The organism is Micromonospora sagamiensis, assembly GCF_014680085.1.
GTDB classification, from domain to species: Bacteria; Actinomycetota; Actinomycetes; order Mycobacteriales; family Micromonosporaceae; genus Micromonospora; species Micromonospora inyonensis.
Map to the genome: position 1 here is coordinate 6,437,855 of NZ_AP023438.1, position 26,551 is coordinate 6,464,405.

The 26,551-nt window shown below is 72.9% G+C and carries 26 protein-coding genes and 1 riboswitch; of the genes, 13 read left to right on the forward strand and 13 right to left on the reverse strand.

The features are described from left to right. Positions 1-79: 79 nt before the first annotated feature. A complete protein-coding gene (locus IGA62_RS27590; protein ID WP_145817957.1) occupies positions 80-859 on the reverse strand; it encodes a lysophospholipid acyltransferase family protein in 780 nt (259 codons plus the stop codon). Between the two features lie 194 nt (positions 860-1,053). On the opposite strand from IGA62_RS27590, the gene IGA62_RS27595 reads away from it, so the two are divergent. Next, positions 1,054-2,466: a cytochrome ubiquinol oxidase subunit I gene (locus tag IGA62_RS27595; RefSeq protein WP_145817956.1), complete on the forward strand. Its 1,413-nt coding sequence runs from the start codon at positions 1,054-1,056 to the stop codon at positions 2,464-2,466. A 15-nt stretch (positions 2,467-2,481) separates the two neighbouring features. Further along, on the forward strand, positions 2,482-3,480 hold the full coding sequence (cydB, locus tag IGA62_RS27600) for a cytochrome d ubiquinol oxidase subunit II (RefSeq protein ID WP_145817955.1): 999 nt from the start codon (positions 2,482-2,484) through the stop codon (positions 3,478-3,480). 132 nt (positions 3,481-3,612) lie between these two features. On the opposite strand, the gene IGA62_RS27605 is transcribed toward cydB, so the two are convergent. After that, positions 3,613-4,329 carry a hypothetical protein gene (locus IGA62_RS27605; RefSeq protein WP_145817953.1) on the reverse strand — a complete coding sequence of 239 codons (717 nt, stop codon included), beginning with the start codon at positions 4,327-4,329 and terminating at the stop codon, positions 3,613-3,615. Positions 4,330-4,500: 171 nt separating this feature from the next. On the opposite strand from IGA62_RS27605, the gene IGA62_RS27610 reads away from it, so the two are divergent. From IGA62_RS27610 to IGA62_RS27630, 5 genes are all read left to right on the forward strand, one after another. Continuing rightward, complete coding sequence (locus IGA62_RS27610) at positions 4,501-5,235, forward strand: SDR family NAD(P)-dependent oxidoreductase (RefSeq protein WP_145817951.1); 735 nt, start codon at positions 4,501-4,503, stop codon at positions 5,233-5,235. A gap of 356 nt (positions 5,236-5,591) precedes the next feature. Then, positions 5,592-6,668, forward strand: coding sequence for a ribosome small subunit-dependent GTPase A (gene rsgA / locus IGA62_RS27615; RefSeq protein WP_145817949.1), 1,077 nt, complete (start codon positions 5,592-5,594; stop codon positions 6,666-6,668). A 65-nt stretch (positions 6,669-6,733) separates the two neighbouring features. Next, a complete protein-coding gene (locus tag IGA62_RS27620) occupies positions 6,734-7,246 on the forward strand; it encodes a GNAT family N-acetyltransferase (RefSeq protein WP_145817947.1) in 513 nt (170 codons plus the stop codon). A gap of 178 nt (positions 7,247-7,424) precedes the next feature. Continuing rightward, positions 7,425-8,420: a tyrosine-type recombinase/integrase gene (locus IGA62_RS27625; RefSeq protein WP_145817945.1), complete on the forward strand. Its 996-nt coding sequence runs from the start codon at positions 7,425-7,427 to the stop codon at positions 8,418-8,420. Between the two features lie 29 nt (positions 8,421-8,449). After that, positions 8,450-8,665, forward strand: a complete 216-nt coding sequence (locus IGA62_RS27630; RefSeq protein ID WP_145817943.1) for a hypothetical protein — start codon at positions 8,450-8,452, stop codon at positions 8,663-8,665. Here IGA62_RS27630 and IGA62_RS27635 read toward each other — a convergent pair. Further along, entirely contained in the window at positions 8,658-9,437 is a 780-nt protein-coding gene (locus IGA62_RS27635; RefSeq protein ID WP_145817941.1) for an endonuclease/exonuclease/phosphatase family protein, read from the reverse strand. The two genes, IGA62_RS27630 and IGA62_RS27635, sit on opposite strands and share 8 nt — an antisense overlap. A 165-nt stretch (positions 9,438-9,602) precedes the next feature. On the opposite strand from IGA62_RS27635, the gene IGA62_RS27640 reads away from it, so the two are divergent. Both IGA62_RS27640 and IGA62_RS27645 read left to right on the forward strand, forming a co-directional pair. Next, the gene (locus tag IGA62_RS27640; RefSeq protein WP_145817939.1) at positions 9,603-10,385 is read left to right on the forward strand and encodes a TSUP family transporter; all 783 of its coding nucleotides are present in this window, start codon (positions 9,603-9,605) and stop codon (positions 10,383-10,385) included. Between the two features lie 45 nt (positions 10,386-10,430). Beyond that, positions 10,431-11,213 carry a GNAT family N-acetyltransferase gene (locus tag IGA62_RS27645; protein WP_232624797.1) on the forward strand — a complete coding sequence of 261 codons (783 nt, stop codon included), beginning with the start codon at positions 10,431-10,433 and terminating at the stop codon, positions 11,211-11,213. On the opposite strand, the gene def is transcribed toward IGA62_RS27645, so the two are convergent. Continuing rightward, positions 11,196-11,702 (reverse strand): peptide deformylase, encoded by a 507-nt coding sequence (def, locus tag IGA62_RS27650; RefSeq protein WP_145817935.1) that lies wholly within the window; start codon positions 11,700-11,702, stop codon positions 11,196-11,198. The genes IGA62_RS27645 and def overlap by 18 nt on opposite strands. Before the next feature lie 9 nt (positions 11,703-11,711). Beyond that, on the reverse strand, positions 11,712-12,503 hold the full coding sequence (locus IGA62_RS27655; protein WP_145817933.1) for a TetR/AcrR family transcriptional regulator: 792 nt from the start codon (positions 12,501-12,503) through the stop codon (positions 11,712-11,714). Positions 12,504-12,551: 48 nt separating this feature from the next. On the opposite strand from IGA62_RS27655, the gene IGA62_RS27660 reads away from it, so the two are divergent. The 3 genes from IGA62_RS27660 to pip all read left to right on the forward strand — a co-directional run bounded on the left by IGA62_RS27660 (position 12,552) and on the right by pip (position 17,092). Further along, complete coding sequence (locus IGA62_RS27660) at positions 12,552-15,278, forward strand: DEAD/DEAH box helicase (RefSeq protein WP_145817931.1); 2,727 nt, start codon at positions 12,552-12,554, stop codon at positions 15,276-15,278. Further along, entirely contained in the window at positions 15,275-16,057 is a 783-nt protein-coding gene (locus tag IGA62_RS27665) for an SWIM zinc finger family protein (RefSeq protein WP_145817929.1), read from the forward strand. Before IGA62_RS27660 ends, IGA62_RS27665 begins: the two co-directional genes overlap by 4 nt. A gap of 81 nt (positions 16,058-16,138) precedes the next feature. After that, positions 16,139-17,092, forward strand: coding sequence for a prolyl aminopeptidase (gene pip / locus IGA62_RS27670; protein ID WP_145817928.1), 954 nt, complete (start codon positions 16,139-16,141; stop codon positions 17,090-17,092). Positions 17,093-17,124: 32 nt separating this feature from the next. Here the strand turns inward: pip and IGA62_RS27675 are convergent, their stop codons facing one another. Continuing rightward, entirely contained in the window at positions 17,125-18,348 is a 1,224-nt protein-coding gene (locus tag IGA62_RS27675) for a chorismate-binding protein (protein WP_145817926.1), read from the reverse strand. Positions 18,349-18,438: 90 nt separating this feature from the next. Between IGA62_RS27675 and IGA62_RS27680 the strand changes: the two genes are divergently transcribed. Continuing rightward, positions 18,439-18,639 carry a DUF5999 family protein gene (locus tag IGA62_RS27680; RefSeq protein WP_091461618.1) on the forward strand — a complete coding sequence of 67 codons (201 nt, stop codon included), beginning with the start codon at positions 18,439-18,441 and terminating at the stop codon, positions 18,637-18,639. A 111-nt stretch (positions 18,640-18,750) separates the two neighbouring features. Here IGA62_RS27680 and gcvP read toward each other — a convergent pair whose 3' ends face one another. The 7 genes from gcvP to IGA62_RS27715 form a co-directional block, all read right to left on the reverse strand. Further along, entirely contained in the window at positions 18,751-21,573 is a 2,823-nt protein-coding gene (gene gcvP, locus IGA62_RS27685) for an aminomethyl-transferring glycine dehydrogenase (protein ID WP_145817924.1), read from the reverse strand. Positions 21,574-21,647: 74 nt separating this feature from the next. Continuing rightward, positions 21,648-21,749: riboswitch (glycine riboswitch) on the reverse strand. 44 nt (positions 21,750-21,793) lie between these two features. After that, positions 21,794-22,642, reverse strand: coding sequence for an NAD-dependent protein deacetylase (locus IGA62_RS27690; RefSeq protein WP_145817921.1), 849 nt, complete (start codon positions 22,640-22,642; stop codon positions 21,794-21,796). Positions 22,643-22,726: 84 nt separating this feature from the next. Beyond that, the gene (locus IGA62_RS27695) at positions 22,727-23,440 is read right to left on the reverse strand and encodes a DivIVA domain-containing protein (protein ID WP_186499837.1); all 714 of its coding nucleotides are present in this window, start codon (positions 23,438-23,440) and stop codon (positions 22,727-22,729) included. Further along, positions 23,437-24,612, reverse strand: a complete 1,176-nt coding sequence (locus IGA62_RS27700; RefSeq protein WP_145817918.1) for a globin domain-containing protein — start codon at positions 24,610-24,612, stop codon at positions 23,437-23,439. The genes IGA62_RS27695 and IGA62_RS27700 overlap by 4 nt, the downstream gene beginning before the upstream one ends. A gap of 2 nt (positions 24,613-24,614) precedes the next feature. Next, on the reverse strand, positions 24,615-25,007 hold the full coding sequence (locus IGA62_RS27705) for a group I truncated hemoglobin (RefSeq protein ID WP_145817916.1): 393 nt from the start codon (positions 25,005-25,007) through the stop codon (positions 24,615-24,617). A gap of 194 nt (positions 25,008-25,201) precedes the next feature. Then, the gene (locus IGA62_RS27710; protein ID WP_186499836.1) at positions 25,202-25,786 is read right to left on the reverse strand and encodes a MerR family transcriptional regulator; all 585 of its coding nucleotides are present in this window, start codon (positions 25,784-25,786) and stop codon (positions 25,202-25,204) included. A gap of 190 nt (positions 25,787-25,976) precedes the next feature. Then, positions 25,977-26,441 carry a bifunctional nuclease family protein gene (locus IGA62_RS27715; RefSeq protein WP_145817914.1) on the reverse strand — a complete coding sequence of 155 codons (465 nt, stop codon included), beginning with the start codon at positions 26,439-26,441 and terminating at the stop codon, positions 25,977-25,979. Between the last annotated feature and the right edge of the window lie 110 nt (positions 26,442-26,551).

Genomic DNA, 26,551 nt, shown 5'->3' on the forward strand with positions numbered 1-26,551 from the left:
GGCGGCGGGCGGCTGCCCCGGTCCTGACCGTACCGGAGAAGGGCAGGTCAACCCGCCTACCGGCGGCGTAGTCCCCGGTTCAGGGGCGGGCCGGACGCCGCCGGTGCAGCCGGCTGGTGTCCGCCGGCCGCCCCGGGTCGACGTGCCGGGGCCGGTCGGGCTCGTCGGGGCGCAACGGCACCAGCGCGTCGGTGACCGCGTCGATGATCCGGTCGGTGACCCGCCGGGCCGCGCCGACCGCCGCCGGATCCACATCGGCCAGGTCCACCGGCGCGCCGAAGTGCACCCGGATCACCGGCCGCCGCCACACCGCCCGCCACACCGCGCCCAACAGGCCCTTCGGCGCCCGGTACGGCAGCACCTCGTGCGAACCCCACTGGGCGACCGGCACCACCGTCGCGCCGCTGGCGAACGCCAGACGGGCGGTCCCGGTCTTGCCGCGCTCCGGCCACATGCCGGGGTCCAGGCCGATGCGTCCCTCCGGGTAGACCAGGATCACCGACCCGGCGGCGACCGCGTCGGCGGCGTCGTGCAGTGCCCGCCCCACCGCGGCGGTTCCCCGGTCCACCCGGATGTGCCCGGCGTGACGCATCGCCGCACCCACCACCGGGGCCCGGAACAACCCGCCGGTGGCCATGATCCGGGGAGCCACCCCCCGGGCCCGGCAGGCGGCGGCGAGCACGATCGGGTCGAACGGGCTGATGTGGTTGGCCGCCAGGATGAGCGGCCCGGCGCGCAGCCGGTCGGGCACGTCGCCGCTGACCTGGAGGCGGGCCAGGGCGCCGACCACGAGTCGGGCGAGCAGTTGCGCCGCGCGCCACAGCCACGGCGCGCGCCAGGGGGAGTGCGGTGTTTCCATCAGCGGTCGATGGTCGCACGCCCGCGCCAGCGACGCGCGGGACGGGGCGACCGGTGGGGGAGCGGTGGGGGTCGACCGGCCCGGTGACCAGGGTCTTTGGCCCCGGGACGCTTCGGGACGGGCGACCCTGCCCTCACCCCTACGACACCCGGTAGTATTTACTACGTCTTGTAGTACGACCTGGGGGGTTCCTGGTGGACGCGTTGGACGTCGCCCGCTGGCAGTTCGGTGTCACCACCGTCTACCACTTTCTCTTCGTACCACTCACCATCGGCCTGTCCGTCCTCGTCGCCATCCTCCAGACCATGTGGCACCGCACCGGCGACCAGCGCTACCTCAAACTCACCAAGTTCTACGGCAAGCTCTTCCTCATCAACTTCGCCATGGGCATCGTCACCGGCATCGTCCAGGAATTCCAGTTCGGCATGAACTGGAGCGACTACTCCCGCTTCGTCGGCGACATCTTCGGCGCACCCCTCGCCATCGAAGCCCTCGTCGCCTTCTTCCTCGAATCCACCTTCCTCGGACTCTGGATCTTCGGCTGGGACCGCCTCCCCAGACGCATCCACCTCGCCACCATCTGGGCCGCCGCCCTCGGCTCCACCTTCAGCGCCTACTTCATCCTCGCCGCCAACTCCTGGATGCAGAACCCCGTCGGCTACCGCATCAACCCCGACACCGGACGCGCCGAACTCACCGACTTCCTCGCCGTCCTCACCAACAAGGTCGCCCTCATCACCTTCCCCCACACCATCGCCGGCTGCTTCCTCGTCGCCGGCAGCCTCATCGTCGCCGTCGCCCTCTGGCACCTCATCCGCCACCCCGGCCACACCGACACCCCCACCTACCGCTTCGCCGCCCGCTTCGGAGCCTGGGTCACCCTCGCCGCCACCGCCGGCGTCCTCATCACCGGCGACATCCAAGGCAAGATCATGACCGACGTGCAGCCCATGAAGATGGCCGCCGCCGAAGGCCTCTACACCACCGAAAGCCCCGCCGCCTTCAGCGTCCTCACCATCGGCACCCTCGACGGCAGCCGCGAGATCTACGCCCTCAAGATCCCCTACCTGCTCAGCGTCCTCGGCACCGGCGACCCCCACGGCACCGTCCAGGGCATCGACGACCTCCAGGCCCAGTACACCGCCCAGTACGGCCCCGGCAGCTACACCCCGATCATCCCGGTCACCTACTGGAGCTTCCGCCTCATGATCGGCTTCGGCCTCGCCGCCGCAGCCATCGCCCTCTGGGTCCTCTGGGCCCACCGCAAGGGCCGCACCCCCCGCGGAAAATGGCTCCTCCGCGCCGGCCTCGTCATGCCCCTGCTGCCCCTCGCCGCCAACAGCTTCGGCTGGATCTTCACCGAGATGGGCCGGCAACCCTGGATCGTCTTCGGCGAAATGCTCACCCGCGACGGCGTCTCCCGCACCGTCAGCCTCACCGAAGTCCTCACCAGCTTCACCGCCTTCACCATCGTCTACGCCACCCTCGCCGTCATCGAGGTCCGCCTACTCGTCCGCTACGCCAGGACCGGCCTCCCCGAAGACACCCCCGACCCCACACCCGACGACACCGACGACACCGACCGCCCCCTCGCCTTCGCCTACTGACCCCGGAGCCCCACCGTGGACCTCACCACCGTCTGGTTCGTCCTCATCGCCGTCCTCTTCACCGGCTACTTCATCCTCGAAGGCTTCGACTTCGGCGTCGGCGCGCTCCTACCCGTCCTCGCCCGCGACGACCGCGAACGCCGCGTCATGATCAACACCATCGGGCCCGTCTGGGACGGCAACGAAGTCTGGCTCATCACCGCCGGCGGAGCCATGTTCGCCGCCTTCCCCGAGTGGTACGCCACCCTCTTCAGCGGCTTCTACCTCCCCCTCCTGCTCATCCTCCTCGCCCTCATCGTCCGCGGCGTCGCCTTCGAATACCGCCACAAGCGCCCCGAAACCACCTGGAAACGCCGCTGGGACACCGCCATCACCCTCGGCAGCCTCATCCCCGCCCTCCTCTGGGGCGTCGCCTTCGCCAACATCCTCCGCGGCGTACCCCTCGACGCCGACCACGAATACGCCGGCACCCTCCTCGACCTCCTCAACCCCTACGCCCTCCTCGGCGGCGCCACCACCACCGCCCTCTTCCTCACCCACGGCGCCATCTTCACCGCCCTCAAAACCACCGGCGACATCCGCCACCGCGCCGGCACCCTCGCCGTCCGCCTCGGCATCCTCGCCGCCACCCTCGCCGTGACCTTCCTGACCTGGACCCTCACCATCCGCAGCAACCCCGCCGCCGTCATCCTCGCCACCGCAGCCACCGCCGCCCTGCTCGCCGGCCTCGCCGCCGCCCACACCCGCCGCGAAGGCTGGGCCTTCACCGGCACCGCCACCGCCATCGCCCTCACCGTCGCCACCCTCTTCACCGCCCTCTTCCCCAACGTCCTGCCCTCCACCGGCGACCCCACCGGCACCCTCACCGCCACCAACGCCGCCAGCACCCCCTACACGCTCGGGATCATGACCTGGGTGGCCGCCATCTTCACCCCCGTCGTCCTCGCCTACCAGGGCTGGACCTACTGGGTCTTCCGCAAACGCATCGGCGTCGCCCACATCCCCACCCACTGACCCACACACCAACCGGCCCCCGACGTTCTGTCGGGGGCCGAAAACACCACGTGGCGCGGAGCCACCCTCAGGCAACCCCACGCCACACACACCACGGGTCAGCGACACCCACCGGCGCCCCCGACCCACACCTCACCCCGCCTCGCGCAACTCCGCCAACCGCGCCTCGATCTCCGCCAACTCCGCCCGCAACCGCTCCGCCTGCTGCTCCGCCTCAGCCCGCTCCGCCCCCAGGATCTGCTCCACCGCCTCCTGCACACCCGGCACATCCACCAACGCCACCATCCGCAACGCCTCCGCCGGCTTCACCACATACGGCTTCGCCAACGACTTGCTGCCCTGCTGCGCCGCCACCGTCCACTCGCCCTCCGCGTACTGCAACGTCACCGTCAACCCCGCCGGCGCCTTCGGCTTCGCCGCCTTCACCGCCCGCTTCGCCGGCTTCGCCTCCACCACATCCACCTTCGGCTCCTCCCGCCGCTCACCCCGCGACTCGTCCCCACGCGACTGCTCCGGCACCGGCACCCGCTCCAACACGAACTCCGGCTCCGCCACCACCGGCTCCGACCCGGCCTCCGCCTCCGGCTTCGGCTCCACCACCCGCCGCCCCGCACCACGCGGCGCCACCGCCACGTCGGCAGGGGAGAAGGGCAACTCGTCCCGCCCGAACCGCACCACCACGAACTCGTCCGACACCGCCGGATCGGTCAGCTCCACCACCTGACCCACCTGCCCGGCGATCTGCCCCGCCGCAGCCGTGAACACCACCTTCGGCTTACGCCCCGCCGCCAACGCCTCCCGGATGCTCTGCACCTCGTCAGTGGACAATCCCTGACCCGTCGCCCCCATCGCCAACCACCCTCTTTTCGGACAACTGTCGGAAATTCCTGCCTTTGATACCAGCCACCCCCGACACCCACCCCGCCGGGGGCACCACCCACCACCGACCACAACCGACCGACCCCCGGCGCGCGCCACGGTAGCCTCGGCCGACACCACCAGCGCGGGGGGAGAGGCCACATGACGACGCCGGTCACCGTCATCACCGGAGGCGGACGCGGCATCGGCGCCGCAACCGCCCGCCGCCTCGCCCACGCCGGCCACGACATCGCCCTCTGCTACCGCCGGGACACCGACGCCGCCACCGCCGTCCTGGCCGACGTCCACGCCGCCGGGCGCCGCGGTGTCGCCGTACCCACCGACACCCGCGAACCCGACCAGGTCACCCACCTCTTCGACACCGCCACCGACACCCTCGGCCCGATCACCGGCCTGGTCAACAACGCCGGCATCACCAGCCCGATCGGCCCCCTCGTCGACCTCACCGTCGAGGACCTGCGCCGCGTCGTCGACGTCAACGTCGTCGGCTACCTCCTCTGCGCCCAGCAGGCCGCCCGCCGGATGACCGCCGGAGCCGCCATCGTCAACGTCTCCTCGGCCGCCGCGACCCTCGGCAGCCCGGGGGAGTACATCCACTACGCCGCCAGCAAGGCCGCCGCCGACACCCTCACCGTCGGCCTGGCCAAGGAACTCGCCCCACGCGGCATCCGGGTCAACGCCGTCGCGCCCGGGATCGTCCGCACCGACATCCACGCCCTGTCCGGCATGCCCGACCGACCCGACCGCGCGGCGGAACGGATCCCCATCGGGCGGGCCGGCGAACCCGACGAGATCGCCGCCGCCATCGCCTGGCTGCTCAGCCCGGAAGCCTCCTACACCACCGGTACGGTGCTGCGCGTCGCCGGCGGCCTCTGACCCGCCTCGCGCCGGAGGAGGGCCCCCAACCGGTCTACTTGACATAATGCACATTATCGAATCTGGTTTCCCCGGGCGCGGAGCCGGAAACTGCGGATCCAGACGAGAGAACCACGTAGATGCACCCCGGCGCCGGGGTGCTAGGCTGCCACTCGTTCAGTATCGGATCAGCGTGCGAGGGAGGTGAGGTTTGATGACCGCGGTGAAGACCGCTGCCATGCGCAGCGCCCGGACCAACCTCACGTCCCGGGCCCCGGTCTGACCTACTTCTTCCCCCAGCCTCGAGCCATCGCGCTCGCCAGGCGGGGTGATGTCCGCGTCTCGTCGGGGCCCCTTCTCCGCAAGGGTCTCTCACGTTGCCATACACGCACACCGATCCATCCGGCCTGTCCCGATACGGGTGGACCGGCACACTCGACCAAACCTTCACCGAGCACTACGACGCAGGCCTCGTACCGGCCCGGATCTCCCGAGTCGATCGCGGCCTGTGCACGGCGATCACCGCGTCGGGCCCGACGCGGGCCACGTTCGCCGCGCCGTACCCGCCCGACCCGCTCCTGACACCCTGCACCGGCGACTGGGCCGCGCTGCGCCCGGGCACCGAGCCGCACCTGGTGGCGCTGCTGCCGCGGCACAGCGCGATCGTGCGCTCGTCGGCGTCCAGGTCCTCCCACGGACAGATGCTCGCCGCCAACGTCGACACGGTCGTCATCGCCCTGTCCCTGGCCACCCCCCTGGACGCGGCCAAACTGGAGCGGCTGCTCACCCTGGCCTGGGAGAGCGGGGCACAGCCGGTGATCGTCTTGACCAAGGCGGACCTGGCCCACGATCCCACGGCCGTCCACGCAGAGGCCGCAGCGCTGGCACCCGGCGTGGACGTCCTGGTCACCAGCGCCGCCACCGGCGACAACATCGACGTGCTGGCCGCGATGATGCACGGCACCACCGTGCTGCTCGGCCCCTCGGGCGCGGGCAAGTCCACCCTCGGCAACACGCTGCTCGGCGAGGAACTGCTGGCCACCGGCACGGTACGAGAGCGGGATGGCAAGGGCCGCCACATCACCGTCCGCCGCGAGCTGCTCCCCCTGCCCGGCGGCGGGGTCCTCATCGACACGCCCGGCCTGCGCGGGATCAGCCTGCACGATGCCGCCGACGGCCTGGAGCAGGTCTTCGCCGAGATCGAAGAACTCGCCACGTCTTGCCGCTTCGGCGACTGCTCCCACGACACCGAACCAGGATGTGCGGTGCAGGCCGCCATAGAGGCGGGTGAACTGCCCGAACGTCGCCTGCGCAGCTACCACAAGCTGCGACGGGAGAACGCCTGGGCGGCCTCACGTACCGATGCCCGGCTGCGCGAAGAGCACGTCAACCGGCAGAAGGCCATCACCAGTCACCTGCGCGCCACCTACAGGTTCCGGGACCAGCAGCCATGACCGGCCGCATCCCACCGGCCTCCCCGACCGCTCATCGTCCAAAGGACAAGGAGACGAACCCGACCATGACCCCTTCCTGGACCACCCGTCCCGAGAGCGCCGGCGACGTCGCCGCCATCCGCGACATCAACCTTGCCGCCTTCCCCACCCCGCACGAGGCCGACCTCGTCGAGGCGCTGCGGGCCGACCCGCAGGCGTGGCTGGCCGGCCTGTCCTGGCTGGCCGAGGCCCCCGGTGGCGAGCTCGCCGGATACGCGCTGCTCACCCGCTGCCACGTCGGCGACTCACCCGCACTCACCCTGGGCCCCTGCGCCGTCAAGTCCGAACATCAGCGGCGGGGCGCCGGTTCCGCCGCTATCCGCGCCGCTCTGCAAGCCGCCCGCGAGCGGGGCGAGAACCTGGTGCTCGTGCTCGGGCACGCCGAGTACTACCCGCGCTTCGGCTTCACCCCGGCCTCCGGATTCGGCATCCGCCCGCCCTTCGACGTCGAGGACAAGTACATGATGGCGCTCGCCCTCAACCCGGAACAGCCGGTCCCGAGCGGTGTCATCCGCTACCCGGCGGCGTTCGGCGTCTGACCTTCCGCTCTTCGAATGCGTCGAACGGCCCCCAGCGGTGCTGGGGGCCGTTCGACCGTCGCGAAGGTCGGGGCCGTGCACCCCGGCCTCGACGGTTGTCGTCGGACGATCACGCTCCGCTCCTGCCCCACTCCCGTAGCGATGTGCAGTAATCCGAAAATCATGCATAATTACCCTTATGCATGACAAAGTGGACGATCGGGTTACGGTGCTGATCGAGGAGTTCCTGATCGCCCGGGCGACCCGGAAGCCGTCGCCGCACACGCTCCAGGCGTACCGGCGGGATCTGGTGGGGGTAGCCCGGCTGGCCGCGGAGCGCGCCACCCCTCCCCTGCCGCTGGACGCCCTGCCGGTCACCGCCCTCTCCCCCCGGGTGCTGCGCGCGGCGTTCGCCGCGTTCGCCGCTCCCCGGGCGGCGGCGTCGGTGCATCGCGCGTGGTCCACCTGGAACAACTTCTTCACGTTCCTGGTCGCCGAGGGTGTGGTGCCGGGCAACCCGATGCCGGCGGTGGACCGGCCCCGCGCTCCGCTCCCCCAGCCGAAGCCGTTGCGCGGCGAGGACACCCCGGAGCGGTTGCTCGACGCGGTGGCCCGTGCTGCGGGCCGGCAGCACGATCCGTGGCCGGAGCGGGATCTGGCGGTGGTGGCGCTGGCGCTGTGTACGGGGTTGCGGTTGTCGGAGTTGTTGGCGTTGCGGGTCGGTTCGGTGGCGGGTCGTCCGGGTGAGCGTCGGGTGGATGTGGCGGGCAAGGGTGGTCGTCCGCGGGTGGTGCCGGTGGAGCCGGAGTTGGACGGGGTGCTGGTGGCGTATCTGGAGAGTCGGGTGCGGCGGTTCGGTGCGCGTTCGGTGCGGCCGGACTCGGCGTTGCTGGTGGATCGGCGGGGTGAGCCGTTACGGCGGGGTGGTCTGCAGTATCTGGTGGATTCGTGTTATCGGCGGGCGGGGATCGCGGATCGGGTGCCGCGGGGTGCGCGGTTGCACGCGTTGCGGCATACGTTCGCGACGCGGCTGGCCGAGGACGGGGCGAGCGCTGCGGAGATCATGCGGTTGCTGGGGCATGCGTCGTTGGCGTCGTCGCAGACGTACATCGAGGTGACGGCGGGTCAGCAGCGGGCGGCGGTGCGGTCGAATCGTACGCATCGGGTGTTGGTGGGGTTGGTGTCGGTGGAGTGAGGGTGTGGGCCCGACGGGGAGCTGGTGAGGTGGTGGCTGCGTTGGGTCGGCGGGGGGTGGTGGTGTTGTTGTCGGGTGTCGTGCCGGGCCACGATCGGGTGCTGGATGCGGTGGGGGCGGTGGATCGGTTGCGACGTGAGGGTCTGGTGTTCGCGGATGTGGGTGCGGCGTTGGCGCATAAGCGGGTGTTGGTGGGTGGTGGGGCGCCGGCGGTGGAGGGCGTGATCGGGTCTGCGGTCAGGTGAGGTCGACCACGAGGGGGCGGTGGTCGGAGATGGTGGAGACCGGGGTGGTGACGGCGGTGACCGGTGGGAGTCGGTGGGCGTCGTGGCGGTCGATGAGGATGTGGTCGAGCTGTACCCGGGGTTGGGCGGCGGGGAAGGTGGGTTGTCGTCCGAGTGGTTGCCAGCCGGAGATGAGGCGGGCGGCGCCGGCGGGGAGGTTGAGGTCGCCGAGGAGTATCCGGGGTGCGGGGAGGGTGCGTAGGGCGCGGACGACCTGTCGGAGTTGGTGGGCGTTCCAGCCGGGCACGAATGACAGGTGGGTGGCGGCGGCGGTGAGTGGTCCGTGTGGGGTGTCGAGGACGGCGGCGAGCAGGACTCGGGGTTCGTCGTGGAGGAGGACGAGGCCGCCGTGTGGGCCGGGTAGGTAGACCGGGGATCGGATGGGGGCGGGGCGTAGTCGGGTGACCTGCCAGGTGCGTGCGGGGTAGCGGCTGATGAGGCCGACTCCGTAGCAGGGTTCGCCGTGGCCGTCGTCGTCGTGGGTGAGGGGTCGGAACTGTTCTCCGGGGGTGCCGACGACCGCGGCGGCGAATCGGTGTTCGGTGGCGTGGAGTGCGCGGGCGGCGATGGCGGTGAGGTCGAGGTGGCCGCTGCGGGACTGGTCGCGGTCGACTTCCTGGAGGGCGAGGATGTCGGCGTCGAGTGCGGTGACGGCTGCGGTGAGCCGGTCGGGGTCGACGAGCCCGTCGGCTGGGGAGCGGCCGTGCAGCAGGTTGAAGGTGGCCAGGCGCACTCTTGCACGATACGTGGCCGTGGGAGGGTTGCCGGGTGGTCAGGGCGTTGCTGTGTTCGGTGCTGTTGTTCGTGGCGGTCGGGGCGGTCGGGGTGTGGGTGCGTCGTCGTCGGGGCCGGTGAGGCTGGCCACAGGGCCTTCGGCGGGTGGGTGTGGGTGGGCAGAATGCGGCCCGTGGATCCGCTGTCGTTGACGACCTTGTTCGCTGCTGCCGCTGTTGCCGGGTGGGTGGATGCGGTGGTGGGTGGGGGTGGCCTGCTGTTGTTGCCGGCGTTGTTGGTGGCCGCGCCGGGTGTGCCGGTGGCGACGGCGTTGGGGACGAACAAGTTGGCGGCGATCGCGGGGACGTCGACGGCGGCGGTCACCTATGCGCGGCGGACGAAGGTCGACTGGGCGGTGGCGGGGCCGGCTGCGGGGTTGGCGGTGGTGACGGCCGGGGTGGGTGCGGCGTTGGCGGGGGCGGTGCCGGCGGGGGCGTACCGGCCGGTGGTGTTGGTGGTGTTGGTGGCGGTGGCGGTGTTCGTGGCGGTGCGGCCGCGGTTGGGGACGGTGGCGGTGCCGCAGCGGCGTACCCGGGTGCGGGTGGTGGTCGCGGTGGCGGTGGCCGGTGGTGGGATCGCTCTGTATGACGGGTTGATCGGTCCGGGTACGGGGACGTTCCTGGTGGTGGCGTTCACCGTGTTGGTGGGGGCGGACTTCGTGCACGGGTCGGCGATGGCGAAGATCGTGAATGCGGGTACGAACCTCGGCGCGCTGGTGGTGTTCGGTCTGGCGGGGCATGTGTGGTGGCTGTTGGGGCTCGGTATGGCGGTGTGCAACATCGCCGGTGCGGCTCTGGGGGCTCGGATGGCGTTGCGGCGGGGTGCCGGGTTCGTGCGGGTGGTGTTGCTGGTGGTGGTGCTGGCGTTGGTGGCGAAGTTGGGTTACGACCAGTGGCGGGCGGGCTGATCCTGGTGGGGTGGGCCGCCGGGGCGGCTGTGTGATCATCTGCGGGTGCGGGTGGAACGTGACCGGGCGGTGTTGGCGGGTCTGCTGGGGCGGGATCCGTTGTTGCACGTCTACGAGTTGGGTGATCTGGACGATTTCTTCTGGCCGTACACGACGTGGTTCCGTCGTGGTGACCAGGTGGTGTTGCTGTATGGGGCGACGAGTCCGCCGACGTTGTTGGCGTTCGGTGGGGCGGAGTGTGTCGGTGGGTTGGGGGCGCTGCTGGCGGAGGTGGCGCCGGTGTTGCCGGAGCGGGTGTACGCGCACCTCTCCCCTGGTCTGGTGGGTGCGTTGGGTGGCCGGTTCCGGGTGGATGCGGCGGTGGCGCATCACCGGTTGGCGTTGACCGACGTGGGGCGGTTGGCGGGGGTGCGGCCGGCGGGTGCGGTGTTGACGGGGGCGGATCTGCCGGATCTGGAGGAGTTGTACGCGGTGGCGTATCCGGACAACTGGTTTGATCCGCGGATGGTGGAGACCGGTCAGTACGTGGGTGTGCGGGTGGCTGGTGAGCTGGTGGCGGTGGCGGGTGTGCACGTGTGGTCGCCGGTGTTCCGGGTGGCGGCGGTGGGGAATGTCGCCACCCGGCCGGGTCATCGGGGTCGGGGGTGGGCGGGTGCGGTGGTGGCGGCGCTGTGTGGGCGGTTGCGGAGCAGTGTGGATCATGTGGCGTTGAACGTGCGGGCGGACAACGTGGCCGCGTTGCGGCTCTACGGGCGGTTGGGGTTCACGCCGGTGGCGGGGTACGGGGAGTTCGTGTTGACGGCGTGGGGGTCAGCGGCGGCGGGGTGAGTCGTAGCGGCCGGCGCGGATCTCGCGGAGTGCCCGGCGGCGGGTGTCGCCGCGGAGGGTGTCGACGTAGAGGGTGCCGGCGAGGTGGTCGGTCTCGTGTTGCAGGGCGCGGGCGAGGAAGCCGCTGCCGGTGATGGTGAGGGGTTCGCCGTGCTGGTCGAAGCCGTGGGCGGTGGCGTGCAGGGCGCGGGGCGTCGGGAAGTACAGGCCGGGGATGGAGAGGCAGCCCTCGTCGTCGTCCTGGAGTTCGGTGGACAGTTCGAGGGTGGGGTTGATGAGGTGGCCGCGGTGGCCGTCGGCGTCGTAGACGAACACCTGGGCGCTGACGCCGATCTGGGGGGCGGCGACGCCGGCGCGGCCGGGTGCGCCGAGGAGGGTGTCCATGAGGTCGGTGACCAGGGCGCGTAGGTCGGCGTCGAAGGTGGTGACGGGTTCGCTGGGGGTTCGCAGGACGGGGTCGCCGATGATGCGGATGGGGCGCATGGTCATGGCGGAAGGTTAGCGGCCGGGTGCGGGGGGTGTGGTGTCCGGTCGGTTGGTGATGAGGACGGCGATGCCGTCGAGGATGCGGTCGAGGCCGAAGGTGAAGGCGCGGGTGGGGTCGGTGGTGGCGCCGTATTCTTCGCCGGCGGTGGTGCCGACGCGCGCGGCGGTCGGGTAGCGGCGAGGGTCGAGGGCTTTTTCGAGGTAGGGGGCGTGGGCGTGCCACCACTGTTCCTCGGTCATGCCGGTGTGTCCGGCGGCTTGGGCGATCTCGACGGCGCCTCGGACGGCGCCGTGGACGTAGCCGTTGAGGAGGGTGATGACGGCGTCCATTTCGAGGTCGGTGAGGCCGATGCCGTCGACGGCGCGGAGTTCGCTCTCGTATTTGGCGATGACGTGGGGGCCGAGTGGGGGGCGGGTGGTGGCGACCTGGAGGAGCCAGGGGTGGCGGAGGTAGCGGTTCCAGTTGGTGTGGGCGATGTGGGTGAGTCGGGTGCGCCAGTCGTGGGCGGTCGGGGTGGGTGGGTCGGTGGGTTCGCCGTAGACGGTGTCGACCATGACGTCGAGGAGTTCGCCCTTGCCGGGGATGTGGGTGTAGAGGCTCATGGTGCCGACGCCGAGGTGTTCGGCGACCCGTCGCATGGACAGGGCGGGTAGTCCTTCGGTGTCGGCGAGGTCGATGGCGGCGCGGACGATCCGGTCGACGGTGAGGTCGGGGCGGCCGCGTCGGGTGGGTCGTTCCCGGGTGCGCCAGAGCAGGGCGAGGCTGCGGGCGGGGTCGCCGGTGCCGCTGTACTCGGTGGTCACGGCGACACTGTACCCGTGCGGCTTACCGTAGGGTGTACGGTGGCCGCGATGGGCGGGGACGTGGGCTTCGACGGGCAGCATCCGGTGACGTTCGCGCCGGCCGACCCGCCGCGCGCCGGGGCGCTGCTGGTGTGGGTGGACGACGGCGACCGTCGGGTGGACCTGGCGGTCCCGCCGGACGGGACGGTGACGGCGCTGCCGGTGCGGCCGGTGCCGATCGCCGAGGCGGTCGGGCCGCTGCTGGCGGTGCCGGCCGGCGCGCATCCGACGGCGGTGTTCTGGGCGGGCGCCGTCCGGGAGGCCCTGCACCTGGTCGCCCGGGGTCTGGTGTGGCCCGCCGTGACCGCCGGCGGTCACGACACGTGGCGGATCGGGCCGTACGGCCCGGCCGACGAGGAGCGGCTGTGTGCCCTGGCCGCCGCGATGCCCGCCGCCGCGCGTGCGGTGCCCGGCCCCGGTGGGTGGCTGCCCGACCCGCTGGCCCTGCTGCGTCGGTTCTGCGACGCGGTCGCCGACACCCTCCCCCGCGCCGATCCGCCGGCGGACGCTGGCGGGTCGCGGCTCCCCTGGGCGGGGACCACGCCGGTACGGGTCGACGCGCGCCTGCGGGAGTGGGCCGCGCAGGCGCGGGCCGACGCGACGACCCGGCTGTCGCTGCGGCTGGAACCGGCCGACGGCGGTCACCCCGACGGGCCCTGGCAGGCGGTGGCCCAGGTGCACCACCGCGCCGACGCGGGGTTGCTGACCGACGCGGCCGCGTTGTGGCGGGGTCCGGTGCCCGGATTTCCGTCCCGGTCGCGGGCCACGGTGCTGCTGGCCCTGCGGCACGCCGCGGGGGTGTGGCCGCCGTTGGGCGCGCTGCTGGACACGGCCGCCCCGGCTCCGCTGCCGCTGTCCGATCTCGACCTGACCGACCTGGCCGGGCCGGCGGGGCGGCGGCTCGCCGACGCGGGCGTCGAGGTGCACTGGCCGGCCACCGTCGACCGGGGGCTGACCGCCGGGGTACGGCTGCGCAGCCCCGCCGGGGCATCGGTGTTCACCGACCCGGACGGGTGGGGCCTGGACTGGCGGTTGACCCTGCGCGGCAACGTGCTCACCGAAGCCGAGCTGGAGGAGTTGACCCGGGCCCGCCGGCCGGTGGTCCGCCTGCGTGACGGGTGGGTGCTGGTCGACCCCGACCTGGCCGACCGCGCCCGCCGACCCGACCTCGCCCCGGTGACCGGCCCGGCCGCGCTGCGCGCCGCGCTGACCGGGACGCTGCCGGTGCGCGGCGTGCCCGTCGAGGTGACCGTCACCGGCGGTCTGGCCGACCTGCGGCGCACCCTGGAGCAGGCTCCGCTGGCGGTGCCCGACCCGCCCGGGCTGGCCGCCACCCTGCGCGGCTACCAGCGCGACGGCCTGGCCTGGCTGGCCCGCCTGACCGGGCTCGGCTGGGGTGGCTGCCTCGCCGACGACATGGGGCTCGGTAAGACCGTCACCCTGATCGCGCTGCACCTGCACCGGCAGACCGACCCGGTGACCGCCGGACCGACTCTGGTGGTCTGCCCTGCCTCGCTGCTGGGCAACTGGGAACGGGAGGTCACCCGGTTCGCCCCGGGCACCCCGGTACGCCGCTTCCACGGTCCCGCCCGGACGCTGACCGGCCTGGCCGGCGGGGTCGCGCTCACCACGTACGGGACGCTGCGCCGCGACGCCGCCCGACTGGCCGGGCACCGCTGGTCGCTGCTGGTCGCCGACGAGGCGCAGCAGGTGAAGAACCCCGCTGCCGGGGCGGCGCGGGCGCTGCGGACGGTGCCCGCCGCCGCGCGGGTGGCGCTCACCGGCACCCCGGTGGAGAACAACCTCACCGACCTGTGGGCGATCCTGGACTGGAGCACCCCGGGCCTGCTGGGTGGGCTGGGTGCTTTCCGGGCCCGCTGGGTGCGGCCCGTCGAGACCGACCGGGACGCGGCCGCCGGGCGGGAACTGGCCCGGCTGGTGCGGCCGTTCGTGCTGCGCCGCCGCAAGAGCGACCCCGGTGTCGCCCCCGAACTGCCCGCCCGGACCGTCACCGACCACCCGGTGTCACTGACCGTCGAGCAGGCGACCCTCTACCAGGCGACCGTCCGGGAGCTGCTCGCGGCGATCGCCGGGCGGGACGGCTTCGCCCGGCGGGGACTGGTCGTGCGGCTGCTCACCGCGCTCAAGCAGATCTGCAACCATCCCGCCCAGTACCTGCGGGAGACCGCGCCGCGCCTGGCCGGGCGCTCCGGGAAACTGGACCTGCTCGACGACCTGCTCGACGGGATCCTGCCGGCCGGCGGGGCGGTGCTGGTGTTCACCCAGTACGTGGCCATGGCCCGGTTGTTGCACCGGCACCTGGCCGGGCGGGGTGTGGACGCGCTGCTGCTGCACGGCGGGCTGCCGGTCGCCGCGCGCGACGACCTCGTGGCCCGCTTCCAGGCCGGCCGGTCGCCGGTGTTCCTGCTGTCGCTGACCGCCGCCGGCACCGGGCTGAACCTGACCCGCGCCGACCACGTCGTGCACTACGACCGGTGGTGGAACCCGGCCGTCGAGGACCAGGCCACCGACCGGGCGTACCGGATCGGGCAGACCCGCCCGGTGCAGGTGCACCGGCTGGTGTGCGTGGGTACGGTCGAGGAACGCGTCGCCGCGCTGCTGGCCGGTAAACGGGACCTCGCCGGGGCGGTCCTCGACGCCGGTCCGGGCGGGTGGGGTGCCCTGGACGACGCGGGGTTGGCGGACCTGGTGCGGCTGACGGAGGAGCCCCGGTGACCGCCCGCGGCTTTCCCGCGTTCGCCCCGGGCCGGGCCCGGCGGGTCCGGTCGTGGTGGGCGACGGCGTGGCTGCGGACCTGGGACGACGTCGCGTTGGACCAACGGCCGCTGCGCCGGGGCCGCCGGTACGCCGTCGCCGGGCACGTCGGCCCGGTCACGGTCAGCGCCGGCCGGGTCGCCGCCGCCGTCCACGACGGGGATCCCGAGCGTGCGCACCGGGCGGTGGTACGGGTGGCCCGGTTGGCCGACGCCGACTGGGGGCGGCTCGGCGCGGCGGTCACCGACCGGACCGGACACCTCGCCGCGCTGCTGGCCCGGCACCTGCCCGACGGGCTGCCCGACGACGCCGGGGTGCCGCTGCTGCCCGGGGTGGCGGACCTGACCCCGGAGTGCGACTGCCCCGACTGGGAGCACCCGTGCCGGCACGTCGCCGCGCTCGTCACGCAGGTGGCCTGGCTGCTGGACACCGACCCGTTCCTGCTGCTGCTGATGCGTGGCCGGGACGAGGCGGGTTTCCTCGCCGGGATCCGCGTCGCCGAGGAACCCGGGCCGGCCGGCGACGGATCCGGGCGAGCCGGCGACGACGAACCGCCCGGCGAGAGCCCCCACCGGGCGTACGCCCGGCCGGTGGCGGCGCTGCCGGCGGCGGCCGGACCACCGGGCGGGCCGGTCACGCCGCCACTGTTCTCCCCCGCCGCCGGTGTCGACCCGGAGCAGCTGCGGGGGCTGGTGGCCCGGGCGGCGGCCCGCGCCGCCGCGCTGCTCGGCGGCGGCTGAGAAAAACCGGTCGCCGAACCGCGACCGGACCGGCGAGCATGGTCGGTTGCCGTTGCTGTGACAAAACCGGAGGAGCCGCCCATGCACCCGACGATGCAGGCACACGCCGAGGGAATGCTCGACGTCGGCGACGGTCACCAGGTGTTCTGGCAGGTCGGCGGGAACCCGGACGGCAAACCGGCAGTGGTGCTGCACGGCGGCCCCGGGTCGGGGTCCGCGCCGGGCGCGGCCCGCGTGTTCGACCCGGCCCGGTACCGGATCGTGTTCCTCGACCAGCGGGGCTGCGGGCGCAGCACCCCCAACGCCGGCGATCCGACGGTGGACCTGTCCACCAACACCACCGACCACCTGGTCGCCGACGTGGAGCGCCTGCGGGAACACCTGGGTGTGGACCGGTGGCTGGTGCTCGGCGCGTCGTGGGGCAGCAGCCTGGCCCTGGCGTACGCGCAGCGGCATCCGCGGCGGGTGTCGGAGCTGGTGCTGTTCAGCGTCACCCTGGGCACCCGCCGGGACGTGGAGTGGATCCTGCGGGACATGGGTCGGGTGTTCCCGGCCGAGTGGGCGCGGTTCCGGGACGGGGTGCCGCCCGCCGACCGGGACGGCTGTCTCGCCGACGCGTACGCCCGGCTGCTGGCCGATTCCGACCCGGCCGTACGGGAGCGGGCCGCCCGCGACTGGTGTGCGTGGGAGGACACCCATGTGACCACCGTTCCCGGGTACCGCCCCGACGAGCGGTACGCCGACCCGGAGTTCCGGATGGTGTTCGCCCGGCTGGTCACCCACTACTGGCGGCACGGCTGTTTCCTCGACGACGGGGAACTGCTGCGCGGCGCGCACCGGCTGTCCGGGATCCCCGGGGTGCTGGTGCACGGCCGCCTCGACATCAGCAGCCCCGCCGACGGGCCGTGGCAGCTCGCGCAGGCATGGCCGGACGCCCGGCTGGTGCTGCTCGACGCGGACGGGCACGGCTCCCGCGGGCCCGACATGGTCGCGGCGGTGACCGCCGCGCTGGACGAGTTCGCCGCCGTGCGCTGAGCCGACCCCGGTCCACCGGGCGGGGGACGGACCTAGGGGCGGGCCAGGGCGGCGCGCAGCGGGGCGGCCTTCGCGGCGGCTTCGACGACCTCGGCGTGCGGGTCGCTGTCCCAGGTGATGCCGCCACCGGCCCACAGGTGCATCCGGTGGGGGTCGGCGGCGGCGGTGCGGATGGTCAGGCCGAGGTCGACGTGACCGGGACCGACCCAGCCGAGGGCGCCCATGCCCGCGCCCCGGCCGACGGGTTCGCAGGCGGCGATCTCGGCCAGCGCGGCGAGTTTCGGGGCGCCGGTGACCGAGCCGCCGGGGCAGACGGCGCGCAGCAGGTCGGCCAGGGCGAGGCCGTCGGCGGCGACGGCGGAGACCGTGGACTCGGCCTGCCACAGGTCGCACCAGCGGCGCACGGCGAACAGCTCGTCGACGCGGACGCTGCCGGTGCGGGCGACGCGGGCCAGGTCGTTGCGTTCCAGGTCGACGATCATGACGTGTTCGGCGCGTTCCTTGGCGGAGGCGAGCAGGTCGCGGCGGCCGGTGGGGGTGGCGGGGCGGGTGCCCTTGATCGGGCGGGTGAGGATCCGCCCGGCGGTGACCTCGACGAGGGTTTCCGGGGAGGCGCAGCCGAGTGCCCAGCCGGGGCCGTGCAGGGTGCCGCCGTAGCGGGCGCCGGGGAGGGCGCCGAGGCGGGCGAGCGCCGGCAGGGGGTCGCCGGTGTAGTCGGCGGCGGCGTGGCCGACCAGGTTGACCTGGTACACGTCGCCGCGGGCGATGGCGGCGCGGACCGTGTCGACGGCGGCGGCGTGCTGGTCGGGGGTCCAGCTGGGTCGCCACTGGCCGAGCCACCAAGGCCGGGACGCGGGTGGCGGCGGGGCGGGCCGGTCGGTGTGGGCGTGGACGACGACGGCGACGTCGGGCAGTGCGGGGACGGGGGTGGGTGGGCCGGTCGGTGCGCCGACCATGCGGGCGCCGGCGGCGGCGGAGACGTAGAGGGAGGCGCCGCAGACGCCCGTGGGGTCGTGGCGGGCGGGGCGGGTCAGGTCGGCCACGGGCAGGCCGTGGGCGGTGAGGAAGTCCTGCACGACGGTGGCGGGATCACCGCCGTCGGCGGTCCGCCACTCGAGGCGGGCGACGGCGGTGAGGGCGTGCCGGCAGCCGGCGGGGGCGGCCGGGGGAACACCCACCCGCTGTGGGAGCGCTTCCACGACGTCCGGGCCATGGGGGATCGTCTGTTCAGAGGATTTCCGGGCGATTATGTCCATAGCTGCTCGATGCCGTGCACTTTCGCTTGGTACTGTGCGTCACTGGTCATGTGAACCATGACACAGTGCCCCCACAGTCCGGAGAACCCGATGTGCCAGCACCAACCCACCTGCCCCTCCGCTGAGGCGACCGACCGGGAAGCCGCCCGGATCATCGCCTGCTTCCCCGAGCAGGGCTGGAGCCTGCTCTGCAACGGGGTGATCGTCTTCGAGGACACCGGCGAACTACTCCCCGACGGACGCACCATCGCCCCGCACCGCGGCCCTGCCCGCCACGCGCTCGCCGCCTGACGGACCCCGCCCGCGTCCACCCTCCGGCGTCCGCGCTGGTCCAGGCTAGACCTGGGAACACGCTCCACGCCGGCCGGGGCGGCGGTCACCACCGCCCCGGCGCAGCCCGGATCACTCGGCGAACGCCTCCGGCGCCGGACACGAACACACCAGGTTCCGGTCGCCGTACGCGCCGTCGACGCGCCGCACCGGCGGCCAGTACCGTCCCACCCGGTCCACGCCGGCCGGATACGCGCCCACCGACCGCGGGTACGGGTGCGGCCACTCGTCCGCCGACACCATCGCCGCGGTGTGCGGGGCGTTCGACAGCGGATTGTCCCCCGCCGGCCACTCCCCCGACCCCACCCGGTCGATCTCCGCCCGGATAGCGATCATCGCGTCGCAGAACCGGTCCAACTCGGCCAGGTCCTCACTCTCGGTCGGCTCCACCATCAGCGTCCCGGCCACCGGGAACGACATCGTCGGCGCGTGGAACCCGTAGTCGATCAGCCGCTTGGCGACGTCGTCCACGCTCACCCCGGCCGCCTTCGTCAACGGCCGCAGGTCCAGGATGCACTCGTGCGCCACCAGGCCCTTGTTGCCGGCGTACAGCACCGGGTAGTGGGCGCGCAGCCGCGCCGCCACGTAGTTCGCCGCCAGCACCGCCACCCCGGTCGCCCGGGTCAGGCCCTCGGCGCCCATCATCCGCAGGTACGCCCACGGGATCGGCAGAATCCCCGCCGACCCGTACCGGGCCGCCGACACCGCCGGCCGGTCGGCGTCGTGCCCACCGACCGGGTCACCCGGCAGGAACGGCGCCAGGTGCGCCCGCACCGCCACCGGACCCACCCCCGGGCCGCCCCCGCCGTGCGGAATGCAGAACGTCTTGTGCAGGTTCAGGTGCGACACGTCCGCCCCGAACCGGCCCGGCTTGGCGTAGCCGACCAGGGCGTTGAGGTTCGCCCCGTCCACGTACACCTGGCCACCGGCGTCGTGGACCTTCGCGCACAGCTGCGCGATGCCCGTCTCGTACACGCCGTGCGTCGACGGGTACGTCACCATGATCGCCGCGAGCGCGTCGCGGTGCTTGTCGATCTTCGCGTCGAGGTCGACCAGGTCCACGTTGCCGTCGGCGTCACAGCCGACCACCACCACCCGCATCCCGGCCATCACCGCGCTCGCCGCGTTCGTGCCGTGCGCCGACGACGGGATCAGACACACGTCCCGGTGCGCCTCACCCCGACCACGGTGGTACGAGCGGATCGCCAGCAGACCCGCCAGCTCCCCCTGCGAACCGGCGTTCGGCTGCACGCTGACCGCGTCGTAGCCGGTCACCTCGGCCAGCCACCCCTCCAGCTGGGCGACCAGGTCGCGGTAGCCGGCGGTCTGCGCCGCGGGCGCGAACGGGTGCAGGTGGGCGAACTCCGGCCAGCTCACCGGCTCCATCTCGGTGGTCGCGTTCAGCTTCATCGTGCACGACCCCAGCGGGATCATGCCCCGGTCCAGGGCGTAGTCGAAGTCGGCGAGCCGGCGCAGGTAACGCAGCATCGCCGTCTCCGAGTGGTGGCTGCGGAACACCGGGTGGGTGAGGATGTCCCCGGTACGCGCCAGGGCGGCCGGCAGCGCCGCGTCCACCGCACCGGTCACCGGCGCCACCCCGAACGCCGCCCACACCGCCTCCAGGTGCGCGACGGTGGTGGTCTCGTCGCAGGAGATCCCCACCCGGTCGGCGTCGACCAGCCGCAGGTTCACCCCCCGCGCGGCGGCCGCGTCGACCACCCGCGCGGCCCGACCCGGCACGTGCGCGCACACCGTGTCGAAGAACGGCACCTCCGCGACGGCAACCCCGCCGGCGCGCAGCCCGGCCGCCAGCCGCGCCGCCATGTCGTGGGTCCGCGACGCGATCTCCCGCAGCCCGTCCGGGCCGTGGTAGACGGCGTACATGCCGGCCATCACCGCCAGCAGCACCTGCGCGGTGCAGATGTTGCTGGTCGCCTTCTCCCGGCGGATGTGCTGCTCACGGGTCTGCAACGCCAACCGGTACGCCGGGTTGCCGTCGGCGTCGCGGGACACCCCGACGAGGCGGCCCGGCAGCATCCGCTCCAGCCCGGAACGGACCGCCAGGTAGCCGGCGTGCGGGCCACCGAAGCCCATCGGCACCCCGAACCGCTGGGTCGTGCCGGCGGCGATGTCCGCGCCGATCTCACCCGGCGGGCGCAGCAGCGTCAACGCCAGCAGGTCCGCGGCCACCGTCACCAGCGCACCCGCGGCGTGCGCCGCCGCCACCACAGGGGCGTGGTCGCGTACCGCGCCGGACGCCCCCGGGTACTGCAGGTGCAGGCCGAAGAACTCCGCCGGCAGCTCCTCGGCGTCGACGTCGAGCACCCGCACCTCGATGCCGAGCGGCTCGGCCCGCCCGACGATCACCGCGACGGTCTGCGGCAGGGTGTCCGCGTCGACCACGTACACGTTGCTCTTCGTCCTCGTGGCCCGGCGCGCGAGGGTCATCGCCTCCGCCGCGGCGGTGCCCTCGTCGAGCATCGAGGCGTTCGCGGTGGCCAGACCGGTCAGATCGGTGACCATGGTCTGGAAGTTCAGCAGCGCCTCCAGGCGGCCCTGGCTGATCTCCGGCTGGTACGGGGTGTAGGCGGTGTACCAGGCCGGGTTCTCCAGCACGTTGCGGCGGATCACCGCCGGGGTGTGCGTACCGTGGTAGCCCAGCCCGATCATCGACACCGCGACGGTGTTCCGCGCGGCGAGGGCCCGCAGCTCGGCGATCGCCTCCCGCTCGGTGGCCGGGGCCGGCAGGTCCAGGGTGCCGTGCCAGCGGATCACCTCGGGGATCGCCGCGTCCATCAACTCCTCGACGGAGCCGTATCCCACCGTCTCCAACATCCGGCGCTCACTGTCCGGATCGGGACCGATGTGACGGGCGGCGAACTGCTCTACGGTCATGGGCTGCGCTCCCGGGGGCCAGGTCGACTCAATCGGCCTCCCCCTCTGTCGCGCCCGGACAGCGCTCCACAGTGCCTGCCCGCGAGGTCCTTTTGCCTGAGAGGTTCCGGGGAGGGGTTGCCCCTTCGGCGCCGCGGCGGGACGGATGCCCGCGCGGTCTCTCCCCCGTGGGTGGTACCGGCAAGGTCCACGCTACCAGCGGCCGGCGGGGCGTACCCCGTCAGGAGGACACGTCGGCCGGCGCGGCCACCACCCGGTCGGCCAGGGCGGGCAGGAACCGCCCCAACGGCGCGTCGACCGTCACCGCCGCGTACCCGTCGCCCCGAGTGGGTCCCTGGTTGACGATCACCACCGGAACGTCCCGTTTCGCCGCCCGCAGCACGAACCGGCGACCCGACATCACCGTCAACGACGACCCGAGCACCAGCAGCAGCCGCGCCCGCTCCACCAGGTCGAAACAGCGGGCCACCCGCGACGCCGGCACCGTCTCACCGAAGAACACCACGTCCGGCTTGAGCAGCCCGGTACGGCAGAACGCGCAGTCCACCACCCGGAACGCGGCCACCGCCTCGTCGGGCAGGTCCACGTCACCGTCCGGGTTGACCGCCGTGACCGTCACGTCGAATCCGGGGTTCGCCTCGCGCAGCCGCCGGTCCAGTTCCTCCCGCGAGGTGAGGTTCCCGCAGTCCAGGCAGACCACCTCGTCGAGACGGCCGTGCAGCTCCACCACCCGGGGACTGCCCGCCGCGGTGTGCAGGCCGTCGACGTTCTGGGTGATCACCGCGTCCACCAGGCCGGCGTGCTGCAACCGGGCCACCGCCCGGTGCCCGGCGTTCGGCGCGGCCCTCGCCACCAACCGCCACCCCAGGTGGCTGCGCGCCCAGTAGCGACGCCGCGCGGCGGCGTCACCGGTGAACGTCTGGTACGTCATCGGGGTGTGTCGGCGCGCCACCCCGCTGGGCCCCCGGTAGTCCGGGATACCCGACTCGGTGGACAGCCCCGCACCGCTGAGCACCACCACACCACCGGCGGCGACCAGCTCCGCCACCGCGTCGACCCGCTCCGTCACCCGTCCATGCTGCCTCAGCCGACGTGCCCACGGCGAGAACGGGTCGCCCAGGGGCCGGCCCGCGTCCGGACCGACCCCCGCGCCTCAACGCGGCGCGGGTGGCGGCGGCTGCTGCCGTGGCAACGCCGGGGCCACCCCCGCGGCGGCCACCGCCGGCCCGGCACCGGCCGCACCCACCAGCCGGTCCATCGTCCGCGCCAACTGGGCGCTGCCGTCGTCGAGCTGCCGGGCCGCCGCCTGCATGTGCGAGATCATCATCTCGCCGTAGATGCGCAACGCCTCCCGGGTGGCCACCGAGTCGTCGAACTCCGACCCGGCGGACCGGCGGTAGTCCTGCACCGCCCGCTCCGCCTCCTGCCGGGCCTCCTCCGCCGCGGCCTGCACGTAGCTCTCGTACTGCATGCGTGCGTACTCGGCGACCCGCCGGGCGTAGTCGTGCGCCTGGGCGATGATCTGCTCCGCCTCGCGCTGCGCGGCGGAGAGCAGGTTCACCTCCTTCGCCGCCGGGGTCGCCCCCGCCGCCCCGGCGCTCGGGATCACCCCGTGCCGGTGCAGCTCCACCCGGTCGGTGAGCCGCTCGTTCTCCGCGCGCAGGTGCGCGAGCTGCGCGGCCAGCAGGTCCAACTCGTCGGCGACCTGCACCCGGAACCGGTCCACGTCCTGATGGTCGTAGCCCCGGCGGGTGAACGACGCCGTCGTGAACTCCCACCGCCGGACCCGGTCCGCCGTCAACCGCACCTGCGGTCCGCTCGCCGGCACCGGCACCCCCTCGTACCTGCCGATCGGGGTCGTGTTCACCGGGCACCTCCGGAATCGTCCTGGGGCGACGACTCCACCGCCGTGCGCCACGCCGGGCCGTACCAGTGCCGGCCCAGCCCCTCGTGGTGCACCTGGCCGGCGTGGTAGCCGGCCCGGGACAGGGTCTGCACCGTACGCCCCACCATCTCGTCCGAACCACACACGTACACGTGCCGGGACCGCCAGTCACCGTCGGCCAGCGCCCGGTCCACCGGGTACGTCACCTCCCCCGGCCGGCGCGGGTCGATCCCCACCACGGACGTCACCGTCAACCACGGGTACGCCGCGGCGAGCTTGTCGACCGCGTCGGTGTCGTAGAACTCCAGCCTCGACCGCGCCCCCACGTACAGGTCGACCCGCCGGCGGGAACCCTCCGCCGCCACCTGCTCCACCAGGGCCTTCACCGGCGCCCAGCCGGTGCCGGAGGCCAGGAGCAGCAGGTCGGCCCCACCCGCCGACCAGAGCGTCAACCGGTCCCCCACCGGGGCCGCCAGGTGGATCTGGTCACCCACCGCGCACCCGTACACCAACCGGGAACTGACCGCCCCGCCCGCAGCGGCCCGCACGTGCAACTCGATGGTGCCGTCCGGGCGGGGCGCGTTCGCCGGGGAGTAGTACCGCCAGGCCCGCACCGCCGGATGCGACACCCCGATCGACTGGCCCGGCGTGAACGGCAGCAGGTACTGCGGACGCAGCGTCAGCACCGCCACGTCGAAGGTCCGCCGTTCGTGCCCGACGATCTCCGCCACCCACCACGGCGGGTTGACCTGCTCCGCCGCCTGGGCCGCCTCGATCATCACCTGGGACACCAGTTGGTACGCGTCCGCCCAGTCCCGGGCCAGGTCCTCGGTCCACTGGTCGCCGAGGAAGTGCCGCAGGGTGGCCAGCAACGCCTCACCCACCGCCGGATAGTGCTCCGGGCGGACCGCGAACTTCCGGTGGTCCGCGCCGAGGTCCCGCAGGAACCCGGTCAACCGGTCCACCTGGTCCACCTGGGAGACGATGTGCCCCAACGCGGTCACCAGCCGGTCCCGCTGGCCGGCCATGTTCGTCGGGAACATCTGCCGGATCTCCGGGTGGGACAGGAACAGCGCCGAGTAGAAGTAGAGCGGAACCTGGTCGCCGTGCGCGGCGACCAGGTTCCAACTCGTCCTGAGCCGTGCGACGTCCACGCTCAGACGCCCGGACGGCCGCTGGTCACCACCTGGTCACGCACCTGACCCAACACCGTCCGTACGTGGTCCTGCACGTCCGCGGGCACACCCAGCTGCGTCAACGTGGCCAGCAGGTGCGCGCCGACCAGGTCGTAGTGCGCGTCGGGGATACCCAGCGGCTGGTGCGCCTCGGCCAGCCCACGGCCGGCGTACTCGTTCGGACCCCCGAGCACCACGGTCAGCATCAATGCCAGGTGGCGACGCTGCCCGACCATGTCGATGTCGGTGAAGTAACCCGCCAGTTCCGGATCGGCGAGTACCCGACCGTAGAACACATCGACGGCCGCCTTCACGGCGGCCGCACCGCCGATGCGGTCGTAGTGCGAGGGAATGGACTGCTCGGTAACCGTCACGGTCAATCCTTCCAAGAAGGGAGGGGAACCGCGCAAAGGACAGCGCGGACCAACACACGGCCAACCGGCATGACCCTTTCGGGCCACACCGACTGACCGTGTGACGGACCATAGCGTGTCCTCGTGGACGACTCGCGCCCGGCCTGTCGGCCTCCCGTGCCCCGGCCGTCACCGACGGTGGTGACCCGGCGGGCTCAACCCGCGCGACGCCGGGCCCGCCGCGCCGCCAGCTCGTCACCCACGGCCGGCTCCGCCGGCTCCTCGGGGCCCGGCACGGCCGGCTCCGCCGGCAGATGCGACAGCGAACCCTGGATCTCCTTGAACGCACCACCGATCGCGATGCCGAACACCCCCTGGCCGCCCTGCAACAGGTCGACCACCTCCTCCGGGGAACGGCATTCGTACACCGTCGTCCCATCGGAGATCAACGTGATGCCGGCCAGGTCACCGACGCCACGCGAACGCAACGCCTCGATCGCCTTGCGAATGTTCTGCAGGGACACCCCGGCGTCCAACAACCGCTTCACGACCTTCAACACCACCAGGTCGCGGAAGGAGTAGAGCCGCTGGGTCCCCGAACCCGAGGCGTCCCGCACGCTCGGCACCACCAGCGTCGTACGGGCCCAGTAGTCCAGCTGCCGGTAGCTGATGCCCACCGCCGCGCACGCCGTCACGCCCCGGTAACCCACCGAGTCGTCACCCTCCGTCGCCAACGGCGGCGACACCTCACCGAGGCCCTGCGGCGCCGTACCCGGATCTGAATCTCGTGGCCCGTGCATCCCGACAACCTCCCCGCCCGTGCGGTGACACGTCGTGTGGGACGTGCACCCCTCGACACGGCAACCTTATAGCGGGGTTCAGGAGTTACCGGGCAGGCACCGTCGCGACACGCCGAACGATCACCACACATCACCGAACGTGACGACAGGCAACCTCACAGCCGTCAGGCGGGTGGCCCCGGGCACCGGCTCAGCCGGCGAAGTCCTCCGGACGGACCTGCTCCAGGAACTCCCGGAACTTCTCCACCTCGTCCTCCTGCTCGTCGGGAATAACGATCCCCGCCTCGCTGAGGACCTGCTCGGCACAACGAATCGGCGCCCCGACGCGCAACGCCAACGCGATCGAATCACTCGGCCGCGCCGACACCCGCACCCCGTCCCCGATCAGCAGGTCGGCGTAGAAGACGTTCTCCTTCAGCTCGGTGATCTCCACCGCCCGCAACGGCGCCTTCAACGCCGTCAGCACGTCCCGCAGCAGGTCGTGCGTCAACGGCCGGGCCGTCTTCACACCCTGCTGCTCGTAGGCGATCGCCGTCGCCTCGACCGCGTCGATCCAGATCGGCAGATAGCGGTCCCCGTCAACCTCCCTGAGCAGGACGATCGGCTGATTGGTGGGCAGCTCCACCCGAACTCCGACCACGCTCAGCTCGCGCACCGCCGCCTCCGTGTCGTTGTCACCTACGCCGCACCGCGCCCTTCCCTGCACGGTACACGGACCCCGAGACGACCGTCCCGCGCGCACCACGCCCGCCGCATCCGCGCCGG